Source organism: Shimia ponticola, assembly GCF_007995215.1.
Lineage (GTDB): Bacteria > Pseudomonadota > Alphaproteobacteria > Rhodobacterales > Rhodobacteraceae > Shimia_B > Shimia_B ponticola.
This window is the reverse complement of the sequence record NZ_VCDK01000002.1, coordinates 64355-88760: the sequence shown is the minus strand read 5'-3', so window position 1 is coordinate 88760 and position 24406 is coordinate 64355. Positions and strand designations below refer to the sequence as shown.

20 protein-coding genes are annotated in these 24406 nt (G+C 59.0%); 12 read left to right on the top strand and 8 right to left on the bottom strand.

The features are described from left to right. Positions 1-125: 125 nt before the first annotated feature. From FE702_RS01710 to bglX, 5 genes are all read right to left on the bottom strand, one after another. The gene (locus tag FE702_RS01710; RefSeq protein WP_147124493.1) at positions 126-551 is read right to left on the bottom strand and encodes a GlcG/HbpS family heme-binding protein; all 426 of its coding nucleotides are present in this window, start codon (positions 549-551) and stop codon (positions 126-128) included. 86 nt (positions 552-637) lie between these two features. Beyond that, positions 638-2785 carry a malate synthase G gene (locus FE702_RS01705; protein WP_147124492.1) on the bottom strand — a complete coding sequence of 716 codons (2148 nt, stop codon included), beginning with the start codon at positions 2783-2785 and terminating at the stop codon, positions 638-640. Between the two features lie 105 nt (positions 2786-2890). After that, positions 2891-3046 carry a DUF2256 domain-containing protein gene (locus FE702_RS01700; protein WP_147124491.1) on the bottom strand — a complete coding sequence of 52 codons (156 nt, stop codon included), beginning with the start codon at positions 3044-3046 and terminating at the stop codon, positions 2891-2893. Positions 3047-3122: 76 nt separating this feature from the next. After that, the gene (locus tag FE702_RS01695; protein ID WP_147124490.1) at positions 3123-4622 is read right to left on the bottom strand and encodes an FAD-binding domain-containing protein; all 1500 of its coding nucleotides are present in this window, start codon (positions 4620-4622) and stop codon (positions 3123-3125) included. Between the two features lie 58 nt (positions 4623-4680). After that, complete coding sequence (gene bglX / locus FE702_RS01690) at positions 4681-6897, bottom strand: beta-glucosidase BglX (protein ID WP_147124489.1); 2217 nt, start codon at positions 6895-6897, stop codon at positions 4681-4683. A gap of 142 nt (positions 6898-7039) precedes the next feature. Here bglX and pepN point away from each other — a divergent pair, with 142 nt between their 5' ends. Both pepN and FE702_RS01680 read left to right on the top strand, forming a co-directional pair. After that, a complete protein-coding gene (gene pepN, locus FE702_RS01685; protein WP_147124488.1) occupies positions 7040-9682 on the top strand; it encodes an aminopeptidase N in 2643 nt (880 codons plus the stop codon). A gap of 206 nt (positions 9683-9888) precedes the next feature. Then, entirely contained in the window at positions 9889-10752 is an 864-nt protein-coding gene (locus FE702_RS01680) for a 1-acyl-sn-glycerol-3-phosphate acyltransferase (RefSeq protein ID WP_147124487.1), read from the top strand. 213 nt (positions 10753-10965) lie between these two features. Here the strand turns inward: FE702_RS01680 and FE702_RS01675 are convergent, their stop codons facing one another. Then, positions 10966-11829, bottom strand: a complete 864-nt coding sequence (locus tag FE702_RS01675) for a LysR family transcriptional regulator (protein ID WP_147124486.1) — start codon at positions 11827-11829, stop codon at positions 10966-10968. Positions 11830-11923: 94 nt separating this feature from the next. Here FE702_RS01675 and FE702_RS01670 point away from each other — a divergent pair, with 94 nt between their 5' ends. The 3 genes from FE702_RS01670 (at position 11924) to FE702_RS18500 (ending at position 15576) form a co-directional block, all read left to right on the top strand. Continuing rightward, a complete protein-coding gene (locus tag FE702_RS01670; protein WP_147124485.1) occupies positions 11924-12967 on the top strand; it encodes a sodium-dependent bicarbonate transport family permease in 1044 nt (347 codons plus the stop codon). Between the two features lie 205 nt (positions 12968-13172). Beyond that, a complete protein-coding gene (gene gatB, locus FE702_RS01665) occupies positions 13173-14684 on the top strand; it encodes an Asp-tRNA(Asn)/Glu-tRNA(Gln) amidotransferase subunit GatB (protein ID WP_147124484.1) in 1512 nt (503 codons plus the stop codon). A gap of 232 nt (positions 14685-14916) precedes the next feature. Further along, positions 14917-15576 (top strand): DUF4177 domain-containing protein, encoded by a 660-nt coding sequence (locus tag FE702_RS18500; protein WP_222611780.1) that lies wholly within the window; start codon positions 14917-14919, stop codon positions 15574-15576. 12 nt (positions 15577-15588) lie between these two features. Here FE702_RS18500 and FE702_RS01655 read toward each other — a convergent pair whose 3' ends face one another. After that, positions 15589-15843, bottom strand: a complete 255-nt coding sequence (locus tag FE702_RS01655; protein ID WP_147124483.1) for a BolA family protein — start codon at positions 15841-15843, stop codon at positions 15589-15591. 89 nt (positions 15844-15932) lie between these two features. Between FE702_RS01655 and FE702_RS01650 the strand changes: the two genes are divergently transcribed. Continuing rightward, positions 15933-16559: a J domain-containing protein gene (locus tag FE702_RS01650; RefSeq protein WP_147124482.1), complete on the top strand. Its 627-nt coding sequence runs from the start codon at positions 15933-15935 to the stop codon at positions 16557-16559. Here the strand turns inward: FE702_RS01650 and FE702_RS01645 are convergent. Further along, on the bottom strand, positions 16552-17040 hold the full coding sequence (locus FE702_RS01645) for a hypothetical protein (protein ID WP_147124481.1): 489 nt from the start codon (positions 17038-17040) through the stop codon (positions 16552-16554). The genes FE702_RS01650 and FE702_RS01645 overlap by 8 nt on opposite strands. Before the next feature lie 258 nt (positions 17041-17298). On the opposite strand from FE702_RS01645, the gene cobS reads away from it, so the two are divergent. The 6 genes from cobS (at position 17299) to FE702_RS01615 (ending at position 24371) form a co-directional block, all read left to right on the top strand. Continuing rightward, entirely contained in the window at positions 17299-18285 is a 987-nt protein-coding gene (gene cobS / locus FE702_RS01640; RefSeq protein WP_147124480.1) for a cobaltochelatase subunit CobS, read from the top strand. Positions 18286-18365: 80 nt separating this feature from the next. Next, on the top strand, positions 18366-19049 hold the full coding sequence (locus tag FE702_RS01635) for an aspartate/glutamate racemase family protein (protein ID WP_147124479.1): 684 nt from the start codon (positions 18366-18368) through the stop codon (positions 19047-19049). Between the two features lie 106 nt (positions 19050-19155). Further along, a complete protein-coding gene (locus FE702_RS01630; protein ID WP_147124478.1) occupies positions 19156-19572 on the top strand; it encodes a hypothetical protein in 417 nt (138 codons plus the stop codon). Positions 19573-19642: 70 nt separating this feature from the next. Continuing rightward, entirely contained in the window at positions 19643-21523 is a 1881-nt protein-coding gene (cobT, locus tag FE702_RS01625) for a cobaltochelatase subunit CobT (protein ID WP_147124477.1), read from the top strand. An 85-nt stretch (positions 21524-21608) separates the two neighbouring features. Further along, complete coding sequence (locus FE702_RS01620; protein WP_147124476.1) at positions 21609-22553, top strand: lipase family protein; 945 nt, start codon at positions 21609-21611, stop codon at positions 22551-22553. 39 nt (positions 22554-22592) lie between these two features. Continuing rightward, on the top strand, positions 22593-24371 hold the full coding sequence (locus tag FE702_RS01615; protein ID WP_147124475.1) for an aminopeptidase P family protein: 1779 nt from the start codon (positions 22593-22595) through the stop codon (positions 24369-24371). Positions 24372-24406: the final 35 nt, after the last annotated feature.

The following is a 24406-nucleotide window of genomic DNA, read 5'->3' as shown; positions in this document are numbered from 1 at the left end:
CGTTGCCGAGCGGGGTGAAAGGCGGCTTTGCCAACAGAGCGCCGTGCATCGCCGCACAATGCGTCCCTCAAACGAAAAATGCCCGCCAAAGTGGCAGGCATTTCCGAAAGCGGTCTAAATCCCGTTTAGGCGACGCCGGTCAGGCCAGCCCCTTCGATCCCGGACATGGCCGCCGCTGCGTCATTGTCCGATGTGTCTCCGGTCACGCCGACAGCTCCAATGACCCGACCCTGTTTATCGTGGACCAGAACACCGCCCGGCACCGGCACGACCGCGCCGCCATAAACGCCGTTTACAGCATTCATAAAGTAACCTTGCTGTTCGGCACGCGCCATTTGCGCGGATCCGGGCATCCCGAGCATCACCGCGCCATAGGCTTTGCCATGCGCGATGGCAAAACGTCCCGGTGCTGCACCGTCTTCGCGTTCGAACGCCTGCACATGCCCGCCTGCGTCCAAGACCACCACGCTCAGCGGTTTCAACTCCATTTCGCGGCCCTTGGCCAATGTCTTGCGGATGATGGTCCGCGCCCGTGTCAGTGAAATCGCCATATCATCAGCGGGCCTGCGCCCGTCCCTTCATCTTTCCCCAAAAACCTCCGGAGGTCTGGAGGCAGAGCCTCCAGTTATTGCCCGGCTTAGGCCGAAGCCTTCAACTCCAACCGACGCTTGTGCAGCACAGGCTCGGTATAGCCCGATGGCTGAACCCGGCCTTCAAAGACCAGATCACAGGCCGCCTTGAAGGCGATCCCGTCAAAATCCGGAGCCATCGGATTATAGAGCGGATCACCGGCGTTTTGCTCATCCACGACAGCTGCCATCTTCTTCATGGCCGCCATGACCGCGTCTTCGCTGACCACGTCGTGATGCAACCAGTTCGCGATGTGCTGCGACGAAATCCGACAGGTGGCGCGGTCTTCCATTAATGCCACGTTGTTGATGTCTGGCACTTTGGAGCAACCGACGCCTTGGTCGATCCAGCGCACGACGTAGCCAAGAATGCCCTGCGCATTGTTTTCCACTTCGCGCATGATCTGGTCTTGAGACCACTTTTGATAGGACGCCAGCGGGATATCGAGCAGGTAATCCAGATGCGCACGCCGTCCGCCTGCCGCCAGCTTGTCCTGAACCGCGAGCACATCGACCTTGTGATAATGAAGCGCATGCAGCGTTGCCGCCGTGGGCGACGGCACCCACGCACAGTTTGCACCAGCCTTCGGATGCTCGATCTTTTGCTCCAGCATCGCGGCCATTGCGTCAGGCGCGGCCCACATGCCTTTGCCGATCTGCGCGCGACCTTTCAGGCCGCATTCGAGGCCGATATCCACGTTCAGGTTCTCATAGGCCCCGATCCAAGTTTTACGCTTGATGAAATCCTTGCGCGAAAATGGTCCGGCTTCCATCGAGGTGTGAATTTCGTCGCCCGTCCGGTCGAGGAACCCGGTGTTTATGAACGCCACGCGATGCTTGGCCGCGCGGATGCATTCCTTGAGATTCACTGTCGTGCGGCGCTCTTCATCCATGATGCCGATCTTGACCGTGTATTGCGGCAGACCCAGCGCCTCTTCCACTGCTGTGAAGATTTCGTCGGTAAAGGCCACTTCCTCTGGCCCGTGCATCTTGGGCTTCACGACATAGACCGAGCCTGCGACCGAGTTGCCACCGTCCCGCGCCAGATCGTGCTTCGCGATCAGGACCGTGATCATCGCGTCCATCAGGCCTTCGAAAATCTCATTGCCATCGCGGTCAAGAATGGCGGGGTTCGTCATCAGGTGGCCAACGTTGCGCACCAAGAGCAGCGCGCGCCCTTTAAGCGTCAGGTCCGAGCCGTCAGGCGCTTCGTAAACACGGTCCTCTGACAAGGTCCGGGTCATCTCCTGACCGCCCTTCTGGAAGGTCGCGCTCAGGTCGCCCTTCATCAAACCCAGCCAGTTGCCATAGGCCAAAACCTTGTCCTCGGCATCGACACAGGCGACGGAGTCCTCGCAGTCCATGATCGCACTGACGGCGGATTCGACCTGAACATCGGCCAAGCCCGCCTGATCGCGGGCCCCAATCGGGTGCGTGCGATCAAATACAAGCTCGACATGCAAGCCGTTGTTTTTCAACAAGACTGCATCAGGGGCTTTCTTGTGCCCCCGGAACCCTGCGAACTTTGACGGGTCCGCCAGAGGCATATCATCGACCAGCAACGCGCCGTTTTCCACGTGATAACGGCGTGCGTCGGCATGGCTGCCCCCCGCAATCGGGAATGCTTCGTCAAGGAACACCCGCGCACGCGCCACAACGCGCGCACCGTGGCCTTTGTCATAGCCCCCTTTCGGGGGCAGATGACCCATCGCATCCGTGCCATAGAACGCATCATAAAGACTGCCCCACCGCGCATTGGCCGCGTTGATGGCAAAACGCGCATTGGTGATAGGCACCACCAGCTGCGGTCCGGGCGTCACGGCAATCTCGGGGTCGACATTCGCAGTCTTGGCCTGAAACGCTTCGCCTTCTGGAACGATGTAACCGATCTCTTTCAGGAATGCCTTATAGGCTTCGGCATCACGTTGCTGGCCTTTATGGGCAATGTGCCAGTCATCAATCTGCTTTTGGATGTCGTCGCGCTTTTGTAGCAGCGCGCGATTCTTGGGACCCATGTCATGCGCCAGACGGCTCAGCCCCGCCCAGAAATCCTCTGATGTGACACCGGTCCCGGGCAAAACCTCGGTCTCGATGAAATCAAACAGGGTGGCATCAATCTGCAGCCCGTTGAGGCTCTTGCTGGCAGCGGCGTTCATCCGACTCTCCCCTCGGCATTCCGTTGTATGCCGCAAACTAGAACGGAAGTTTCCTATCAGCAACAGAGGTGGTCAAAGAACTTTACCAATTTCAGGTAAGAAAACCTAACCCGAAGCCTTGTTGCGCTCGCGTTTGCACCGCTCAGAGCAGTAGCGCACCTCTTCCCAGACCTTTTCCCACTTCTTGCGCCAAGTGAAAGGGCGTCCGCAGGTGGCACATGTCTTTTCAGGCAGATCGCCCTTTTTGCGGTGTTTGGCCATGTGTCATCCCATTGTCAGTGGGGGCCAGCCCCCACACCCCCGGAGGTATTTTTGGAAAGATGAAGGACAAGCCGCGTCACAAGTCGAACTTCAACTGCGCATCCGGTGCGCGGGTTTTTGGATCTTTCTTTGGGACAGGATCCCGGCGAAAGCCACGGTCCTTTTTGCGGCTGGCATGTTTGGTCACAATCGCCTGCGCCTCACTTCGGAAAGCGTCGCCGCGACGCACGGCAAAAACCTTCTCACGCGCCGCGCGCGCAGCGTCGGCGACATCCACGATGGGATCGGGATATCCCGCAACACCGCCCATTTTCCACGGTTCTTGGAGAAATTCGTCCGGCACATCGGCGAGTTCCGGCACCCACCGACGGGTAAACACCCCGGTCGGGTCCTGATCCTTGCCTTGTTTGACGGGATTGTAGATGCGCACGGTATTCATACCGGTGGTGCCGGATTGCATTTGCGTCTGGCTCCAGTGAATGCCCGGCTCATAGTCCGTAAAAAGCCGCGCGAGGATCATCCCCGTATCCCGCCAATTCAGCCAGAGGTGATAGGACGCCACCGCCATGAGCATCGACCGCATTCTGAAATTCAGCCAGCCCGTATGCCGCAGATACCGCATGCAGGCGTCGGTAAACGGAAGCCCCGTGCGCCCCTCTGCCCAAGCCGCCAATCGCTCTGGGTCTGAGCCGCTGCGCAAACCCTCATAAGCGCTGTGCAGGCAAGTCGTCTCAATACGCGGTTCGTCCTCGAGCTTTTGCATGAAGTGATCTCGCCATGCGAGCCGAGAGGTGAAGGAATTCAAGGACCCTTTCCACCCGTCCCGCGCACCAGCAGGTATCTCTGCCTTGCGACCAGACGCCGCCTGCGCCGCCTCGCGCCCGGTCAGGACGCCCAAGGCCAAGTAAGGCGACAGCCGCGAGCAGGCCCATTCGCCGTCAACCGGGGAGGACATCGCCTTGCGATAGGTCTGACCCCGCTTGGTCAGGAACCCGCCCAGCGTGGTCAGGGCCGCTTCGCGCCCACCGCGCTGTCGTCCCGGACAGGGGTCGTCGATGAGGCCAAGCTGTTGCGCTGTCGGGATTGCCCCTGGGTTCAGGAACGGCCCCTGCAACCGTGGCCTCAGGATCGTCGGGTTGCGCACGTAGCGTTCGCGGCGCGCGGCCCATCCATCACGCCCCTTCAACCGCCGGACAACGCCGGATTGGGGCAGTTCGGTCCACTCGACCCCTGCCTGCCGCGCCCAGCGCGCAACGGCTTTGTCACGCTCAAAGGTCCACAGGTTGCCGGTTTCTTCGTGAGAAAACAGATGCGTCGCACTTATTTCCTGACGCACCGCCTCAAGCACCTCGGTCGCCTCGCCCACCCGCACCAAAAGCGGCACCTCAAGCTCTGCACGCAGACTCTCAAGGCATTCGCGGATAAAGGCCCATTGCCGAGCAGAGGTATCCGGCAACGCCCAGTATCCCGGTTCGACGATATACAAACAGACCACAGGACCAGCCGCGGCAGCTGCAGAGGCCGCCGCGTGATCCGTCACCCGCAAATCGCGTTTGTACCAAAGAATGCCTGTCATGACGTGCGACCTAGTCAGGCCGCCGCGCAAATCAAAGCGGCGATCGGGCGCATTTGGCTTAGGCGGTGACCTTGAACCGCGCGGTCAGGTCCGCATCCGAAGACCCACCGACGAAAACATCGATTTCCGTCGCATCCTGCACCCAGTCGCGCACAACCGCGCTCCAATAGCGCAGTTGATCCGGCGTCAGGGTAAATGCCACGGTCCGCGTCTGCCCCGCACCGATTTGAACACGTTCAAACCCTTTTAATTCCCGCACGGGCCGCGCCGAGGTGCCAAAGCGTTGGTGGATATAAAGCTGAACCACCTCATCTGCCGCGATCTCAGAAACGTTGGTCACATCGACACTGACATTCAGCGTTTCGCCGACCGCCATGCGGTCGCTGGACAGCCGCAGATTGGCATAGCTGAATCGCGCATAGCTGAGCCCAAAACCGAACGGGTAAAGCGGCTCATTGCGTTCATTCCAATAGCGCATGTGCTCCTCTTCGGGTTTGAACGACCGCAGATGGGCATAGGGCAGCGGAATCTGACCGATATTGCGCGGCCAGTTGTAAGGCATCTTCCCGCCCGGCACCGCATCCCCAAAGAGCAGGTTGGCGACTGCTTCGCCGCCGCTTGTGCCTGGATACCAGATCATCATCTGCGCATCCGGTTCTGCGCCTTTTAGATCCATCGGCCGCCCCGTCATGATCAACAAGACGGTGGGTGTGCCGGTCTCCAGCACACGATCCAGCAGCTCCTGCTGCCGCCCCGGCAAATTAAGGGTTGAGCGCGAGGCATGTTCGCCGATCATGATCTGCGCCTCGCCCAGCACCAGAACCGCAACGTTCGCCTCTGTGGCCAGCGCAACCGCACGTTCGATTTCGACATCATCGTCCACCGTGATTTCGGGCAGAGGCGGCGAAAACGGGTTCTCAAAGATTGACGGGTGCATCCGTTTCGGAACCGACACCCCGATCGAATGATCAACCCGCGTGTCATTGCCGACAGCGGCGCGGATGCCGGACAGCACGGTCACCGTTTCGCTATCGTCCTGTCTGAATATCCACGGCCCTGCCATATCCCGTGCGGCATCGGCAAACGGTCCCAGCACCGCGATCGATCCCACATCCCGCGACAGCGGCAAAAGATCACCAGCGTTCTTGAGCAAAACCACCGACCGCTCAGCCGCGACCCGTGCCACCTCGCGATGCTCTGGCGCATTGAGCACGCGTTGCGCTCGTTCGGCATCCACATAGGGCTGCTCAAAAAGTCCCATCCGCAACTTGGCCTCAAGTACGCGCAGGACCGCTTCATCCAGCCGCGCTTCGCTGATCCGCCCAGCCTTTAGTGCCTCGGGGAGTGTCCGAAAGGCAGACCCGCCTTCGCGTGGCGGAGCCATTTCCATATCGACGCCGGCCTCCAATGCGCGAATGGCAGCATCCTCTTTGTTGGCCGCAAAGTGATGCGTCTCAAGATCCGCCGCAGCACCCGCATCGGTCACGACAAAGCCATCAAAGCCCCAAGCATCGCGCAAGATGTCTGTCAGCAACCACCTGTTGCCCGAAGCAGGAACCCCGTTCAGCCCCATATAGGCGCTCATGATATTGCCAGCGCCGGCCTCAATGGCGGCTTTGAAGGGCGGTAAATGGACATTCCATAGCTCGGTCTCGGACAGGTCGGCCTCGTCATAGTCACGTCCGCCGAGCGACGCGCCGTAGCCTGCAAAGTGCTTGGGCCCGGCGATCAGCCGATCCGGCGCGCCGATATAGTGACCCTGAAATCCGCGTACCTGCGCTGCGGCCATCGCGCTGCCCAGATAGGGGTCTTCGCCTGCCCCTTCGATCATCCGCCCCCAACGCGGATCACGGCAAATATCGACCATGGGCGCAAAGGCCCAATGCAGCCCAATGGCGCGCGCCTCTTTTGCAGCAATCGCTTGCGCCGTTTCGGCCATTTCGGGATCCCAACTTGCCGCCATGGCCAAGGGCACTGGCATCACGGTCTTGAACCCGTGGATCACGTCATAGCCAAAAAGCAGGGGTATCCCTAGTCTGGTCTCTTCGACGGCGATCCGCTGCAAACGGTCAATCTCGGCAGCCTCTGACACGAACAAAAGCGACCCGGCCCGCCCGGCACGCAGTTCTGCCTCAACGCCTGCCAATTGCTCATCTGCGCCGGGAAAGGCGAAATACTGCGTCAGCTGACCCGCTTTTTCCTCAACCGTCATCTGAGCCAGCAACTCTGCTGCGCGGGCTTTGATGTGACTGTCCTCTGGCTTTGCGTCTGGCATCGCCACCTCCCCTGATCGGTATTTTCCCAAACGCTAGATCAACGACGTCCGCTTGCCCATGTCCAAAACGCCCGTACAAGTTGCCGACACGCGCTTGCCCCCGCCCGACGAACCGCTAGGCTCCGCATCAAAGGAGACCCACATGCGTGACGCTGCCCCTCAATCCCAGTCGCAGACAATCTACCTCAAGGACTATCGCGCCCCGGCCTACCTTGTAGATCAGGTTGATCTGACATTCCGACTGGACCCGACCGCCACGCGTGTCATCAGCCGCATCGCGTTTCGTCCGAACCCAGAGGCCCCTGGCCCGTTTACCTTGGACGGGGAGACGATGACCCTGATCTCTGCCAGCATCGACGGCACGCCCGTATCGCCGACGGTCTCAGACACCGGCCTGACATGCGACGTCCCGAACGCCCCTTTCGTCTGGGAGGCCGAGGTTGAGATCAACCCAAGCGCAAACACCGCGCTTGAAGGGCTTTATATGTCCAACGGGATGTACTGCACCCAGTGCGAGGCCGAAGGCTTTCGCAAGATCACCTATTATCCGGATCGCCCCGATGTGCTGGCTCCCTTCAAGGTCCGTATCGAAGGATCAGAACCGGTGCTTTTGTCGAATGGCAACCGGACCGCTCTCGGCGAAGGCTTCGCCGAATGGGACGACCCATGGCCAAAGCCAGCCTACCTCTTTGCATTGGTCGCTGGTGACCTGCACGCCACCTCCGACAGCTTCACAACAATGGAAGGCCGCGAGGTCGCGCTCAACATCTACGTCCGCGACGGGGATCAGGACAAAACCGCCTTCGCCATGGAGGCGCTGAAACTCTCGATGAAATGGGACCAAGACGTCTATGGCCGCGCTTATGACCTCGACATCTTCAACATCGTGGCTGTCGATGATTTCAACATGGGCGCGATGGAAAACAAGGGGCTGAACATCTTCAACTCATCCGCGGTGTTGGCCCATCCCGACACGACGACGGACGGCAATTTTGAGCGGATCGAGGCGATCATCGCCCACGAATACTTCCACAACTGGACCGGCAACCGCATCACCTGCCGCGATTGGTTCCAACTCTGCCTGAAAGAGGGCCTGACCGTTTACCGCGATCAGCAATTCACATCGGACGTCCGTGGCGCAGCAACCAAACGGATCAGCGACGTAATCACCTTGCGCGCGGCGCAATTTCCCGAAGATAACGGCCCTCTTGCCCACCCGGTGCGGCCGGCAAGCTTTGTCGAGATCAACAATTTCTATACCGCGACCGTTTACGAAAAGGGTGCAGAAATCATCGGCATGCTGCGCACGATTGTCGGACCAGAAGCGTATGCCAAGGCGCTGGACCTCTATTTCGACCGCCATGACGGTCAGGCCTGCACCATCGAGGACTGGATCAAGGTCTTTGAAGACACAACTGGCCGCGACCTCGGCCATTTTGCACAATGGTACGCACAGGCAGGCACACCCCGCGTGACCGTAAAACAGGACTACTCTGGCGACACGCTGACGCTGACCTTCAGCCAATCGACCCCGCCCACACCCGGACAGGACAACAAATCCCCCTTGGTGATCCCCATTGCTTTCGGCTTGATCGAAGCAGACGGATCACAGAGTCTGCCGACAACCCTGTTGGAACTGACCCAAGACGAACAGACCATCACCCTGCAACGCGAAGGCGCTGGCTGGATAAGTTCCGATCTTCATCTTTCCGAAAAAACTCCGGGGGTGCGGGGGCTGGCCCCCGCTCAACCCTCGGGGACTGCGCCCACCGCCAGCCTGCTGCGCGGCTTCTCGGCCCCAATCATCCTGACAAGCGATCAAAACGACGCCGACCGCGCTCATCTTCTTGCCCATGATACCGACCCCTTCACCCGATGGGAGGCAGGGCGCTCTTTGGCTAAATCGACCCTCATCTCGATGATCACCGAAGGCACGCCGCCACGCACATCCTTCCTCGACGGGCTGGCGGCAGTGGCGCGCGACGATACGCTTGATCCTGACTTCCGGTCCTTCGCGCTTGGACTGCCAAGCGACAACGATATCGCCCAATCCTTGGCAGATGCCGGTCATACGCCGGACCCACAGGCGGTCTATGATGCCCGCGAGACGCTCGCCACTGCGATCGCGCAGCATATGCAGGACGTCACGCCGCGTCTTTACGCGCAAAATCAGGTCCCCGGCCCGTACAGCCCGAACCCGGAAGCCATCGGAAAACGCGCGCTGGCCAACACAATGCTAGCCCTGATCACCCGGCTTGATGGCGGCGCACAGGCACGGGCACAATACGGCGCCCAGGAAAACATGACGCAGGTTCTGGCCGCGCTGAACGCGCTGGTCCGTCAGGGGATCGCCAAAGACGAACTCGCTGATTTCTATGCGCGCTGGTCGCACGAACGTCTAGTCGTGAATAAGTGGTTCGGCCTGCAATCCGGCGGCGCGCGTCCGGAAGATGCGGCCACAGTCACAGCAACCCTCGCAGAGCATCCGGATTTCGACATTAAGAACCCGAACCGTTTCCGCGCGCTCTTTGGCGGGATGGTCGGCAACACCGCGGGCTTCCACCATGCCTCGGGCGCAGGCTACAACCTGCTGGTCGATTGGTTGATCAAACTGGACGATTTGAACCCGCAAACCACGGCGCGAATGACCACAGCCTTCAATGCCATCGCTCGCTATGACGCAGACCGTCAATCCTTGGCAAAAGAAGCCTTGGGACGGCTGCAGGCAAAACCCGGCCTGTCACGGGACACCGGCGAAATGGTCGCGCGACTGCTCTCCGCGTGACCTAAGGTCAGTAGACTCAGGAACAATCGCGTCACACAACCGTTACACCGGCAAATCAAAAGCTGCCGAAGGCTGACGGTGTGCCGCCCTTTGGCGGTCTTCTGCTTGGCTTCTAGGGGGCTTCCCCTTGAAACCCGGAGACAAATGGCCGATTTTTGCACCACGACCAGCCTCACGGGGCTGTGAAAGACAAAAAGGTGTCGTCCATGACCAGTTTGCGCGAGCGCATCGACCCTCTGATCGAAGAACGGGCACCTTGGCTGTTTCGCAACACTCTGTGGGCCAAGATGGCCAAACCCGTGCTGGACAAGACCCTGTCCTACGAACGTAGTCTTGAGATCGGCGAACGTCTCGACCCCATGACATCAGAGGCGATGATGGTTGAGCTGGCGGATATGCTCGCCAAGCGCGTTACGCTTAAGGGGCTGACCAATGTGCCTGCATCTGGCGCGGCGCTGATCGTGGCCAACCACCCAACAGGTATCGCCGATGCTATCATGCTGAATCACGCGATCAGCCCGGTGCGCACCGATGCCTATTATTACGCCAACGCGGACATCATGAAGGTGATGCCGCAGTTTGCGACGATGATCGCCCCCGTCGAATGGCGTCTTGAAAAACGCAGTCATGCGAAGACCCGCGAGACGATGAAGTTCACCCGCGAAGCTGTCGAGCAAGGCCGCCTTGGCGTGATCTTTCCTGCCGGACGTTTGGCCAAGCGCAAGGGTCTTCGTCTTTACGAACGGCCTTGGATGGCCTCAGCGGCCATGATCGCGCGGAAATTCGATTTGCCGATCATCCCGGTCAATATCCGCGCCCGGAACTCGTCGTTGTTCTACCTGTTTGACTTCCTGCACCCAACGCTGCGCGACATCACCTTGTTCTATGAGACGCTGAACAAGGACCGACAACCTTATCACATTGAAATCGGGGAACCGATCTCGGCCTCATCGCTCCCGAAAAACAGCGATGAAGGTATCGAAATCCTCAAACGCGAGGTGATCGCGCTCGGTGAGCCGAACTACACGCTGGTGTCCTCGAAAATGCGCCCCGCGTTTCAGCTTTTTTGAGCCTTCTTAAAGGCCTAGGTTCCACGCGATCACAACGGCCATGATTCCAGCCGGTACGGTGATCGGAATGTTGCGGGTCATCAGCCCGGCGACCGGCGCGATTCAGGCTGCGGCCCACACCGCCGCACCGCTATCAGGCACTGTCTGAGCAAACCCTTATGCTTTTGGTTATGGAAACGCCCCGCTAGACAAAACGGCTAGAAGATCAGGACATCATCCCTGCGCTGCCAAAAGCGGCGCAAGTGCGGGATGCGGGAATCGGCGCGGCAGGGTCACCGCAAAAAACGGCTCGCTGATCCCAAGATCAAACGGCGCGGTATGAACCAGACCAGCAGCGATTTCATCCGCCAGAACAACCATCGGAGCCACGGCAAGCCCGATCCCTTCTCGCGCGAGAAGCCGCACCATCGCCATATCATCGACCTCTGCCGCGATCCGCGGCGTGACGCCCAGCTGCTCGGCGAGATGCCGAAAGCGGGGCCGAATGACGGACTCAGTTGGCAGGATCAGCGGTTCAGACCCGATCATCTCTTTGAGCGTGCCATACCTCATCCGTTCCGGAACGCCGTGTAGCAAAACCGCCTGCTCTGCGATCCTTTGTGCCGCCAGCCCCGTCGTACCCGCATCCGGAACCTCTGTTGTCAGAACCACATCGAGCGCCAGCGCTTCAAGATCGGCCATCAAAACCCGGTTCGATCCAGAGCGCAGGACGACATTGACCTCACCTCCCAGCAATGGCCGCAAGAATTGTAGCTGAAAGTTGCGCGACAATGTCGACGCTGCGCCGACGCGCAACGGTGCCGCCGCCTCTCCTTGCTGACCCAGAACAGCCAGCAACTCTTCCCCCGCTCCGAAAATCCGCTCGGCATGGTCGAGCGCGATGCGGCCCGCCTCGGTCAAAACCAGTGACCGCCCAACGCGGTCAAAAAAAGCATGACCAAGTCGCTCTTCCAACTGCTTGATCTGCATGGATAAAGCCGATTGTGATACGTTCAGCTTCTCAGCCGCGCGGCCCAAATGCCCCTCGCGCGCGACCTCGCGGAAATACTTTAGGTGATGGTAATTCAACTGCGCCATATTTCAGTTTTATAGAATAAAAGATGAAGAATGTTATATTTTTCTTCTGTTCGTGCAAAGCCTATCTCCCCTTGAACGCAACAAGAGGGCGACTATGGAAATTCTTGTCACGATCCTGACGACCATTGCAGAGCAACTGCAAAAACCAACTTTGGCCTTCTTGATCGGCGGGATGCTGTTGGCGGCTCTGGGCTCGAAATTCGAGGTGCCGGAGCCGGTCTACAAATTCATAGTCATTCTGCTTCTGCTCAAAGTCGGCCTTGGCGCCGGCATCTCGGTCAAAGAGGCTAATCTGACCGACCTGATCGTCCCTGCCATTGGCGCGACTGTCGTTGGCATTGCCATCGTCGCACTTGGCGCGGTCACGCTTGCCCGGCTACGGGGCGTCTCACAAACAGACGGTCTAGCCACGGCGGGTCTCTTTGGTGCCGTGTCAGCATCCACGCTGGCCGCCTCCATGGCTGTGCTGGACGAAGAAGGCATCACCTACGAGGGCTTTATCGGCGCGCTTTATCCGTTCATGGATATCGCCGCCTTGGTCACAGCGATCGTCATGGCCAAACTTGCAGAGGCACGGCGCGCAGCAACGCCATCGGCTGATGGCACAGCCACCTTGTCCGCCCCCAAGCCTGATATTCAAAAGGGCCTGATCACCGGCATCCTGACCGACACCTTTCGCAGCCCGGCGATATCCGCGCTCGTCCTCGGTCTGGTCCTTGGTATCTTTACTCAGCCGCAATCAGTCTATGAAAGCTTTTACGAGCCGCTGTTTCGGGGCCTGTTGTCGATCCTGATGCTAATCATGGGGATGGAGGCATGGTCGCGCCTGTCTGAACTGCGCGGTGTGGCACACGCCTACATCCTGTATGGCCTGACGGCCCCTTTCATTCATGGTGGCTTGGGTTTTGCGGCCGGTGTGGTGGCGCATGAACTGACCGGGTTCTCGGCGGGTGGAATTGTCCTTTTGTCGGTCATGGCCGCCTCAAGCTCGGACATCTCCGGTCCACCGACCATGCGTGCCGCGCTGCCCAAGGCGAACCCGTCTGCCTATGTCGGTTCCTCGACCGGCCTTGGTACACCCATCGCCATCTTGTCGATCCCGCTCTGGATCGCCTTAGCGCAATCGGTGGTCGGTTAAGGACACGCCCGGCGGCACCGCCGGGCAGCCCCGACCACCCCGTCGTGTCATAGGCACGCCGCCTGCGTAACGCGCGGGCTTCGCCCCCACCCTCGGTCGCGTCCAGCCCGCCCCGCGCAAAACACTCTCAGGCTATCTTGCTCCCCACTCAACCTACCCCTAAAACCCACCAAATCGACCGCGCTTTGGCCAAGGGACAACACCCATGCTCGACCTCACTTTCGACACGCCCAAACCCAAGACCATCCAAGGGGCAAAACAGGCCTGGGAACTTGTCATCGGGATGGAGGTCCATGCGCAGGTCGCGACACAGGCCAAGCTGTTTTCTGGTGCCTCGACTCAATTTGGGGCAGAACCCAACAGCAACGTCGCATTCGTCGACGCAGGCATGCCGGGCATGCTGCCCGTCATCAACGAGGAATGCGTCGCGCAGGCCGTCCGCACCGGTCTGGGTCTCAAGGCCGAAATCCATCTGAAATCGGCCTTCGACCGCAAAAACTATTTCTATCCCGACCTGCCCCAAGGCTATCAGATCAGCCAGCTGTACCACCCCATCGTGGGCGAAGGCGAAGTGCTGGTCGAAATGGGTGACGGTACCGCGCGCGTTGTGCGCATCGAGCGCATCCACCTTGAACAGGACGCCGGCAAATCCATCCACGACATGGACCCGCATATGTCCTTTGTTGACCTGAACCGCACAGGCGTCGCGTTGATGGAAATCGTCAGCCGCCCAGACATTCGCGGACCAGAGGAAGCAGCCGCCTACATCACCAAACTGCGCCAGATCATGTGGTACCTCGGCACCTGCGACGGCAACATGCAAAACGGCAACCTGCGCGCGGACGTGAACGTGTCGATCTGCTCACCTGGCGCCTATGAGAAATACCGCGAAACTGGCGATTTCGGGCACCTCGGCACGCGCTGCGAAATCAAGAACATGAACTCCATGCGCTTTATCCAGCAAGCGATCGAGGTCGAGGCCCGCCGCCAAATCGCCATCGTCGAAGACGGTGGAGAGGTCGTGCAGGAAACCCGCCTTTATGACCCGGACAAGGGCGAAACGCGTTCGATGCGCTCGAAGGAAGAGGCGCATGATTACCGCTACTTCCCCTGCCCTGATCTGTTGCCTTTGGAAATCGAACAAGGCTGGGTCGACGACATCGCAGGCGCGTTGCCGGAACTGCCGGATGAAAAGAAATCCCGCTTCATGGCCGACCTTGGCCTGTCCGACTACGACGCCTCGGTCCTGACCGCCGAGCCTGAAAGCGCCGCGTTCTTTGAACAGGTCGCCGACGGCACCGACGGCAAGATGGCCGCCAACTGGGTGATCAACGACCTTTTCGGGCGTCTAAAGAAAGACGACAAATCACTGGCCGACAGCCCCGTCACCCCAGCCCAAATCGCGGGCATCATCACTCTGATCAAAAAGGGCGACATCTCTGGCAAGATCGCCAAGGATGTCTTCGAGATCGTCTACACCGAAGGCGGCGACCCCGCCCAGATCGTCGAAGAACGCGGCATGAAACAGGTCACCGACACGGGCGCGATTGAGGCCGCCGTCGATCAGATCATCGCCGATAACCCCGCTCAGGTCGAAAAGGCCAAGGTGAACCCAAAACTCGCAGGGTGGTTTGTCGGTCAGGTGATGAAGGCAACGGGCGGCAAGGCCAACCCCAAGGCCGTGAACGAGATCGTCGCGAAAAAGCTGGCTGACTAAGAGCGCCCCGCGCCAACGCAGCCCCGGATGTGATCCGGGGCCTCGGAACTGGCTCGCATCATGCAGACCCGCGTGAGCATCACATGGGCATCAGTTGTACCTCTTCGACTTTGCCCGAGAACCACCCGCTCGCGGGCTGTTAACCAGTTCGGGACAGTGCGTTTCATGGTTAAAACTATTTAAACGGCCGCGTGCGTGTTAGGCTCCGCTTGGTGGGGCTCGCGAGGGCGAAATGATTGTTTATGAATACAAGGTTGTGCCAGCGCCGGTAAAAGGTGCGCGGGCACGCGGGGTCAAGGGACCTCGGGCACGGTTTGCCAACGCTTTGCAAACACTGATGAATGACCTTGGCGCGGAGGGATGGGAATACTTGCGCGCCGACACTTTGCCCGCTGAAGAGCGGCAAGGTCTGACTTCGAAGGTTACGGTCTTTCAGAACATGCTGGTCTTTCGACGCCCGAAAGAGACCCAAGACGCCGCGCGTCCAGAGGTCAACGTGGCCGAGATCGAAGCAACGCTCAGGCCACCGGCCTTACCTGCCCCGGTCGCCCCGGTCGCCGCAGTCCCTGTCACCGATCCGGTCCCAACACCTCCGAAAGAGGCTGTTGCCGATTTGGAAGAAGGTAAGGATTTCGGGCCGTTACACAGTGACACGGACGCCCCGGAACGACTTGAAAAGGCGCCGGAACCCGACGCGAGTTTCTTTTCCAGCACACCTTTGATCACGTCCCCCATGCCAAAACCGGGGGCCAAGAGCGGCGCGGCCCCAACCGTGACGCCGCTTTATGCGGACGGCTTTAAAAACCGCTCACCGAGTGAAATCGCGCGTCCCATTCCCGTACTCGCGGAACGGGCTGCACGGCTCAAGGCGCAGGCCACTGCTGCAGAGTAGACGGTCGTCGGGCTATCGAATGGTCAGCCCCAAAGCATGAATCCGGCTAATCACATCGGGCCCCAAGGCCCGGTGAACTGCCCTGTGCCGCTCAATGCGCGACATGTCCTTGAAGGCAGGGGCCTCTATCACCACTTGGAAATGACTTTCGCCTCCGTCTTGATATCCGGCATGACCGCGGTGCGACTCGCTGTCGTCCACCACCGAAAGCTCTGTTGGATCAAAGGCTTCGCGAAGTTTTTCTTCGATTTTCTGAACCATACCCATCTTTTTTCTTCCCGGCCTCTTTCACTCAGACGTTGTCGCTATAAACTGCGTCATCCGAGTCGAAACGCAAGATGGAAAGGAGCGTTGCAATGCCCAAAGAAGATCCATTTGGCTTCGACATGTCGGTCTCATCGGCCAAGAAAAAGAACACGCGCGGCCGTCGCGGAATGTCTGGGGCGTTCGAGACCTCGACGCGCATCTGCGATCATGACGGATGCAACGAAGCCGGCAAATACCGCGCACCTAAGAGTCCGGATTCGACAGACGACTTCTTCTGGTTCTGCAAAGAGCACGTTCGCGAGTATAACCTGAAATGGAACGCGTTTGAGGCCAGCGGAGATTCCGGGTTGCAGGATCAGATGGACAAGGATCGGGTTTGGGAACGCGAAACCAAGCCGTTCAAGCAATCCGCTGAACAGCGTGCTTGGGCGCGGTTGGGGATTGATGACGCGCATCAGGTGCTTGGTGGCAACGCCACACAGAACCCTGGAAAATCCATTACCGGTACGCGCAAGCTGCCGCCGACCGAACGCCGCGCAGTGGAAATTCTGGAAGCCAAGGACCACTGGACCAAAGCAGAAATCCGCAAGAGCTATAAGGCATTGATCAAGGTTCTTCACCCCGACATGAACGGGGGCGATCGCAGTCAGGAAGACCAACTGTCAGAGGTCGTATGGGCTTGGGATCAGATCAAAGACAGCCGCAGCTTTAAGTGACATCGGCATATGCAGATGAGCGCGCCGTAAAGATCGTGTCGCGCTCATCTTCGTATCTGATACGGGCAATCGCAAAGGCTGTCCAAGCCAAAGCCCACAGAACCCCCAAGATCGGCTGCTTGAAAAGCGTCAGGACCACGAACCAAGGCGCAAACATCGTGCCAAAAATGGGCAGGATCAGCGTTCCACCCAGCACGCCAAACGCCAGGGTACCAACTACCGCACCGAACACGGCCCGCGCAGTTCCGACTGGTCCCCTTCCACCGAAAAACCGTGTGGCCGAGCGCGCAGCAATGCCCGCGCTACACATAGCCGCGGCGATTTTCCAAAGGATGCCCCAAACGGGCTGAGATGTGTCAACGATGGGCTGAAGGTCGTCAAAAGCCCAAAGCCCAACTACCGCGCCAACCAGAATGATCAAAGCCAAAGCAACCAGGCTCAGCCGTTCTGCATGAGAAAACGACCGGAAAAACTCTTTCACCAAAAAACTCCATGAACGTGTTCAAGGTCCGTTTCGGCTAGCCTGTCGATAGGGCAAAAACTTGGCATCACAGCGAAGAAATCGGGGCGATGCCGCTTGCTTCAGCAACGAAAAACCAAGATCAGGCCCGCTCATGCATTGGTACAATCGCGCCGGTTTGAACGCCGCCCTTCCCCTTGCCCTTACCCGCGATATGTTGCACCACCGCCGAGCAGGTAATGAGCCTGACGGAATGACAGGCCGAAAGAGGAATTTCCCATGGCAGATGGTGCTCTTGATCTAGACGCAACACCCACGCGCGACGTTTCTGTGCGCGAGGTTTTTGGCATCGATACTGATATGGTGGTCAAGGGATTTGCCGAGGCCAGCGACCGCGTCCCCGAGACCGATCCAACCTACAAATTCGACCCCGACACCACGCTCGCGATTCTGGCGGGGTTTAACAACAACCGCCGCGTAATGGTTCAGGGTTATCACGGCACCGGTAAGTCCACGCATATCGAACAGGTGGCATCGCGCCTGAACTGGCCGACCGTTCGTGTCAACCTTGATAGCCATATCAGCCGGATCGACCTGATCGGTAAGGACGCGATCAAACTGCAGGATGGCAAGCAGGTCACTGAATTCCAAGAAGGCATCCTGCCTTGGGCATTGCGGACACCCACTGCCATTGTTTTCGACGAATACGATGCGGGCCGCGCGGACGTGATGTTCGTAATCCAACGTGTGCTTGAGACCGACGGCAAGCTGACGCTTCTGGACCAAAACAAGGTCATCACACCGCACCCGCATTTCCGTATTTTCGCGACAGCGAACACGGTGGGTCTGGGCGACACGACAGGGCTCTACCACGGGACACAGCAGATCAACCAAGGTCAGATGGACCGCTGGTCTCTTGTCGCGACGCTGAACTATCTCAGCATCGACGCAGAAAGCGCCATCGTTCTTGCAAAGAACCCGCATTACAACACCGCCGAAGGCCGCAAGCGCATTCAGCGCATGGTGACGGTTGCTGACATGACGCGCACCGCGTTTATGGCGGGTGACCTTTCGACCGTGATGTCGCCACGGACCGTGATCGCATGGGCGCAAAACGCCGAGATCTTCAAATCCGTGGGCTATGCGTTCCGCCTGAGCTTCCTCAACAAATGTGACGAGCTTGAGCGCGCAACTGTCGCGGAGTTCTACCAAAAATGCTTCGACGAAGAGCTGCCTGAAAGCGCAGCCGCAATGTCTATGGGCTAACCTCAGACATCAGCTACCGAAAATGTGCCCGTCACAATTTGTGGCGGGCTTTTTCGTGTCTGCCCCTCTAGCTTACCTGCATGCATATCGGACTTATTGGGGGCATCGGCCCCGCCTCGACCGTTGTTTATTATGAACGCCTCTGCGCGATCATGCGCGAGCGGTCCGTGCCGATGGAATTGACCATTGTGCAGGCGGACGCTCCCACGCTTGTGGAGAATGTGCGCGCAGACCGACCTGACCAACAGGCCAACATCTATGCAGGTTTGATCAACCGTCTCAAAGCCGCCGGGGCCGACTGCGCGGCTATCACGTCGCTGGGCGGGCATTTTTGTTTTGAAGAAACGCGCAAGGTTTCCGCGCTGCCGCTTGTGTCGGGCGTCACGCCTTTGGACACCTACTTTGAGTCGCAGGGTTTCCAAACTGTTGGACTATTGGGAACCGACATCGTGATGCGCACTGGTCTTTATGGTCAGCTAAAACGCACACGTGCCTTAGCTCCTGACGCACTCGAAGAGGTCGGTCAAACCTATCTGGATGTGGCACTGTCTGGACGATGCAACGACGCTCAGAGGGAAGTGTTTGTTCAGGCAGGTCAAACCATGATGGATCAGGGGGCACAGGCGGTTATCCTCGCCGGAACGGACCTGAATCTGGCATTCTCTGATATCGTCCCTGATTACCCGATTATTGACGCGCTGAACGTGCATGTTGCGATCCTGGCCAACTTGGCCTGTGACCGGGTCACCTTGGATCAGCTTTAACGCCTTGTGGACTGGTGACGCGGGAACGCAACATGTTGCGCGCGCGGCGTAAATTTTTTCAAACGGCCTAATTGATCGAACATAATTAGCCCTTAAAGTCTAATTTATGGGCGGTTTAAGAATAATTCTCTTTCTCCTCTTGGGCTCCAGCACAATGGCGCAGGCGCAAGGCGTGCCGTGGTCGCCGTCTGAAAGGGTTCAGCTTTTTGCGACCTGTGCCGGACGGTATTCAGCGCTGGCCGAACATCAAAGGTTCTTTGATGGGTCCGCGTCCGAGCGCGCCGAAGCGATGCAAGAGATCTTTGAAGAGTTGATCGATGCAACGTTGCCCGCCGCCATGGATTGGGGCATGCCGGGCCGCCAAGCTCTGGATTGGCGGATCACGGCCAAGATGGCGACGGCGTCGCTTTTGAACTCCGCCAACTTCGGAACCAACACGCGCCGACGCGAAATTGATGGTGCCGCAGCCGAGGCATATCTGGATGAATGCCAACGGCTCGTTTTGGGCGACGCCCCAGCCTGATCGGGCGTTTCCGGCTCTTTCCATTCCTGCACGGCGGCACTAGTTTGCCCGCGAAACAAGGGTGGCATGTATGGCGCAGCAATCAGACAATCCGGCAGACCCGTTCAAAAAGGCGCTGGCCGAGGCGACCAAGGTGGTTGCCGATGACGCGGACCTGTCTGTCACCTATTCTGTTGACCCCCCCGGTGCCACGAACGACACAGTCCGCCTACCTCAGGTAAGCCGCCGTATGACGCGCGGTGAAATCCTTTTGGCCCGCGGCACCGCTGATGCGTTGGCATTGCGCCACAAGTATCACGATGCATCGGTCTACAATCGCTATGTGCCGAACGGCAACATGGCACGCGATCTGTACGAGGCGATGGAAACCGCGCGCTGCGAAGCCGTCGGCGCGCGCTACATGCCAGGCACCGCGTCAAACATTGACGCCAAGATCGCCAACGAAGCGATGCGCAAGGGCTATGCCGACATCAAGGAGGCCGCAGAGGCTCCTTTGGCTGTCGCCGCAGGCTATCTTGTGCGGCATCTGGCCACCGGGCGCGACCTGCCGCCGGGCGCGTCCAATGTGATGGAGCTTTGGCAGGGCTATATCGAACAGCAAGCAGGCGGCACGCTTGAGAATATCGATGAGTTGCTGGCGGATCAGGCGGCCTTTGCCAAGCTTGCACGTCAGGTCATTACCGATCTGGGCTATGGCGATCAGCTTGGCGATGATCCCGATAGTCTGGACGAAGACGATCTGGACGAAAACGAAGCCGAGCCGGAAAACGACGATCAACCTGACAGCACCGGTCAGGATGACAGCGATGACGACCAGGATATGGACGCATCGCCCGAGCAAAGCCAAGAAGAACAGCAGGATGCGGCATCTGCTTCGGTCACGCTGGACGACATGGCCGAGGCCGAAATGGCTGAAGAGGCGGAAATGCCAGAGGGCGACGCCCCGATGGAGCCTCCTGCCCCTCAGCCGCATTCCGAGGCCGATCCAGACTACATCGTTTATCAGACCGAGAATGACGAAGAAGTGCGCGCCGAGGATTTGGCAGAACCTGCCGAGTTGGAACGCCTTCGCGCCTATCTTGATCAGCAACTCGACCCGCTGAAGGGCGCGGTCTCGCGGTTGGCCAATAAATTGCAGCGCCGCTTGCAGGCACAGCAAAACCGGTCGTGGGAATTCGATCTGGAAGAAGGGATGCTGGATGCTGGTCGTTTGGCGCGCGTCGTCGCGAACCCAACCACACCGCTATCCTTCAAAGTCGAAAAAGACACCGAGTTCCGCGATACTTGCGTGACGCTCTTAATCGACAACTCCGGGTCCATGCGGGGGCGTCCGATCTCGATCGCGGCAATCTGCGCGGACGTCTTGGCACGCACTCTGGAACGCTGCCAAGTCAAGGTCGAGATTCTGGGCTTTACTACGCGCGCGTGGAAAGGCGGGCTGTGCCGCGAACAATGGCTGGCCGAAGGTCGCCCGCAGCAACCCGGCCGTCTGAATGACCTTCGCCACATTATCTACAAAAGCGCCGACGCCCCGTGGCGCCGGACACGTCCGAACCTTGGGCTGATGATGAAGGAAGGTCTGCTCAAGGAAAACATCGACGGCGAGGCGCTGGAATGGGCGCATAAACGCATGGCCGGACGGCCAGAGGCGCGCAAAATTCTGATGGTGATTTCTGACGGCGCACCGGTGGACGACTCGACGCTGTCCGTGAATCCGGCGAACTATCTTGAGAAACACCTGCGCGACGTGATCGCCATGGTGGAAAAGAAGAAGATCGTCGAACTGATCGCCATCGGGATCGGGCACGATGTGACGCGCTACTATGACCGCGCCGTCACCATCACCGATGTCGAACAGCTTGCAGGCGCAATGACCGAGCAATTGGCCAGCCTTTTCGACAGCGACCCTCGGGCCCGCGCGCGCATCATGGGAATGAAGCGCGCAAGCTAGGGCGTTCAATTCCCGGTTGTGATTTCCGTTGACGCACGCGTCATGCCCCCCCTACCGTGAGGTATTGATTGGGGGGGATTTGAGTGTGAGCAACCATAATATCGGCATTGATGCTCAGATGGCGACTTTGGCGGCCATCGCCTATGTCGGCGAAACGGGCAAGAAATCGGACATTCGCGGTGACATTGAAACCGAGTTAAAGAACACCACCTACGCCACGCATCACGCCGGGTGGCAGCGGTTGTGGGGACCAGTCACGCTCTATGATGACAACCTTGTCTTCGTTGCGCAAAACACAGCCGGAGACATTGCGATCGTGCTGCGCGGGACGGTCTATGATGACCTGAAGAGCTGGTACGAGGATTTGCCCGACGCGCTTGAACCGACCCATTTCCCAAGCGCCATTCCGGGAAAAGTGTCCTCCAAGTTCAAGACAGCCGTGTTTGATATGGCCAATGCCACCGACCCGGTAGACGGCACCCCGATGATGACTACGGTCAAAGCGGCCACTGGCAAGATCTACGTCACCGGGCACAGCCAAGGCGCGGGTCTTGCACCTCTGATGCATGCCTATGTCGCGGCCATGGGAGATATCGCGCTGTCCCGCATCACCAGCCACACCTTTGCGGCTCCTTCCACCGGTGACCCGACCTTTGCCACCTATGTCAGCACCACATTGGACAGCACACGCTATTACAACATGCTCGACATCGTGCCGACCGGATATGCCAACATGTCGGACATTTGGGAAATCGGACTTCCGGTGAAAGCGACAATTGACCAGGGTCTGATCCGGGTCGCCGTTGATGGGTGGAGCCTCGCGACTGGATTGTCACAATCGGATTTCGCGCAACCCGATGCCAAGGTCGTCGCGCTGAATACGCAAAAGAAGCACGTCCCAAATGACCCGAGTTATTATGATAGCGTCGTCGGGCAGCATAATCACAACACCTATCTCTACCTTCTGGGGGCGCATCAAACCGATGTCGCCGATGGCTCACCTTTCGGACCGACACCTAATCAGTCCTGATCCATTGCACCGACGGGCGTTCTTTGGTCAGGTGCGCGCATGTTTCAGACGTTTGATGCTCCGACCTCACCCGATCAGGGGCCGCCACGGCTCGCTCAACTTCGCAAGACACTGAAGGACTACAGCCTTGACGGTCTGCTGGTCCCCCGCGCCGATGCATGGCAAGGCGAGTACGTGGCGCCTTGCGATGAAAGGCTTGCTTGGCTCACCGGGTTTACCGGGTCTGCCGGCTTCTGTGCCGTGCTTGCCGAGAGTGCCGGCGTCTTTATCGACGGTCGTTATCGTGTGCAGGTCAAGGAACAGGTGGCTGACGTTTTTACCCCGGTGCCATGGCCCGAGGTGGGACTGGCCGATTGGCTCTTGGAACAGGCGCCGAAGGGCGCCGTCATCGGATTTGACCCCTGGCTGCATACGATCAAGGAAATCGCGGCGCTGCGTGACAAGCTGAACGGCCAACTCACGCTGCAACCGACCGAGAACAAGATCGATCTAATTTGGAGCGACAGACCCAACCGACCACATGCGCCTGTCACGGCCCACCCGATTGAATTATCGGGGCAAAGCTCGGTCGAGAAACGCGAGACGCTTGCCAAAGGCTTGCGGGGCGCCGGACATAACGCAGCTGTTCTGACCTTGCCGGACAGCATCTGCTGGCTGCTCAACATTCGCGGCAATGACATCCCGCGTATCCCGATCACGCAGGCCTACGCCATTCTGCACGCGGACGCTTCGGTCGATCTGTTTATCGATCCGGGCAAGACCGATGATCTTGGCCCGGACCCATCCATTCGCCAACATCCGTTTGATGCGTTTCTCAGCGTGCTGGATGGGCTGAACGGCCCCGTGCGCGCAGACACAAGCAGTGCGCCGGTCATCGTTGAACAGACACTGGGCGACAAAATGGTTGCCGGGGACGACCCATGCGTGATGCCCAAAGCCCGCAAGAACCCGACAGAGTTGGAAGGTATGCGCGCTGCGCATCGTCGCGATGCCGTTGCCATGGTCGAATTTCTGGCATGGCTGGATGCGCAAACACCATCTGAGCTGACTGAAATTGACGTCGTCACAGCATTAGAAGGCTTTCGCGCGGGCACCAACGCGCTGCGCGATATCTCTTTCGAGACCATTTCTGGCAGCGGTCCGAATGCGGCCATCGTCCACTATCGCGTTAGCCACGATACCAACCGCCGCCTGCGCAGCGGAGAGTTGCTGCTGGTCGATTCCGGGGGGCAATATATCGATGGCACCACAGATATCACCCGCACCATCGCACTTGGCGATGTCGGCAACGAGGAACGCATCTGTTTCACACGTGTGCTACAAGGGATGATCGCCATCAGCCGGATCCGGTTCCCCAAGGGTGTCGCGGGCGCGCATATTGACACGCTCGCTCGTGCACCGCTGTGGATGGCCGGTCAGGACTATGACCATGGGACCGGTCATGGCGTCGGCAGCTATCTCAGCGTCCACGAAGGCCCTGCGCGGATCAGCCGTGTGTCCAATCTCCCGCTTCAGCCGGGCATGATCTTGTCCAATGAACCGGGATATTACCGCGAAGGTGCCTTTGGCATTCGTATCGAAAACCTGATCGTGGTCCAAGAGGCCCCTACCCTGGCAGGCGGCGACAATCGTGCCATGTATGACTTTGAGACGCTGACCCACGTGCCAATCGACCGGAGCCTGATCGTGCCAGAGATGCTGAGCCATGAGGAGCGGCAGTGGATCAACAGCTATCACGCAATCTGCGCGGAGCAACTTGAGGGGAAACTCAGTGACCGAGCATCTGCTTGGCTGTCACAGGCTGTTCACCCTGTTTGACATAAACTTGCCTTAGTGGCACGTGACACAGCATG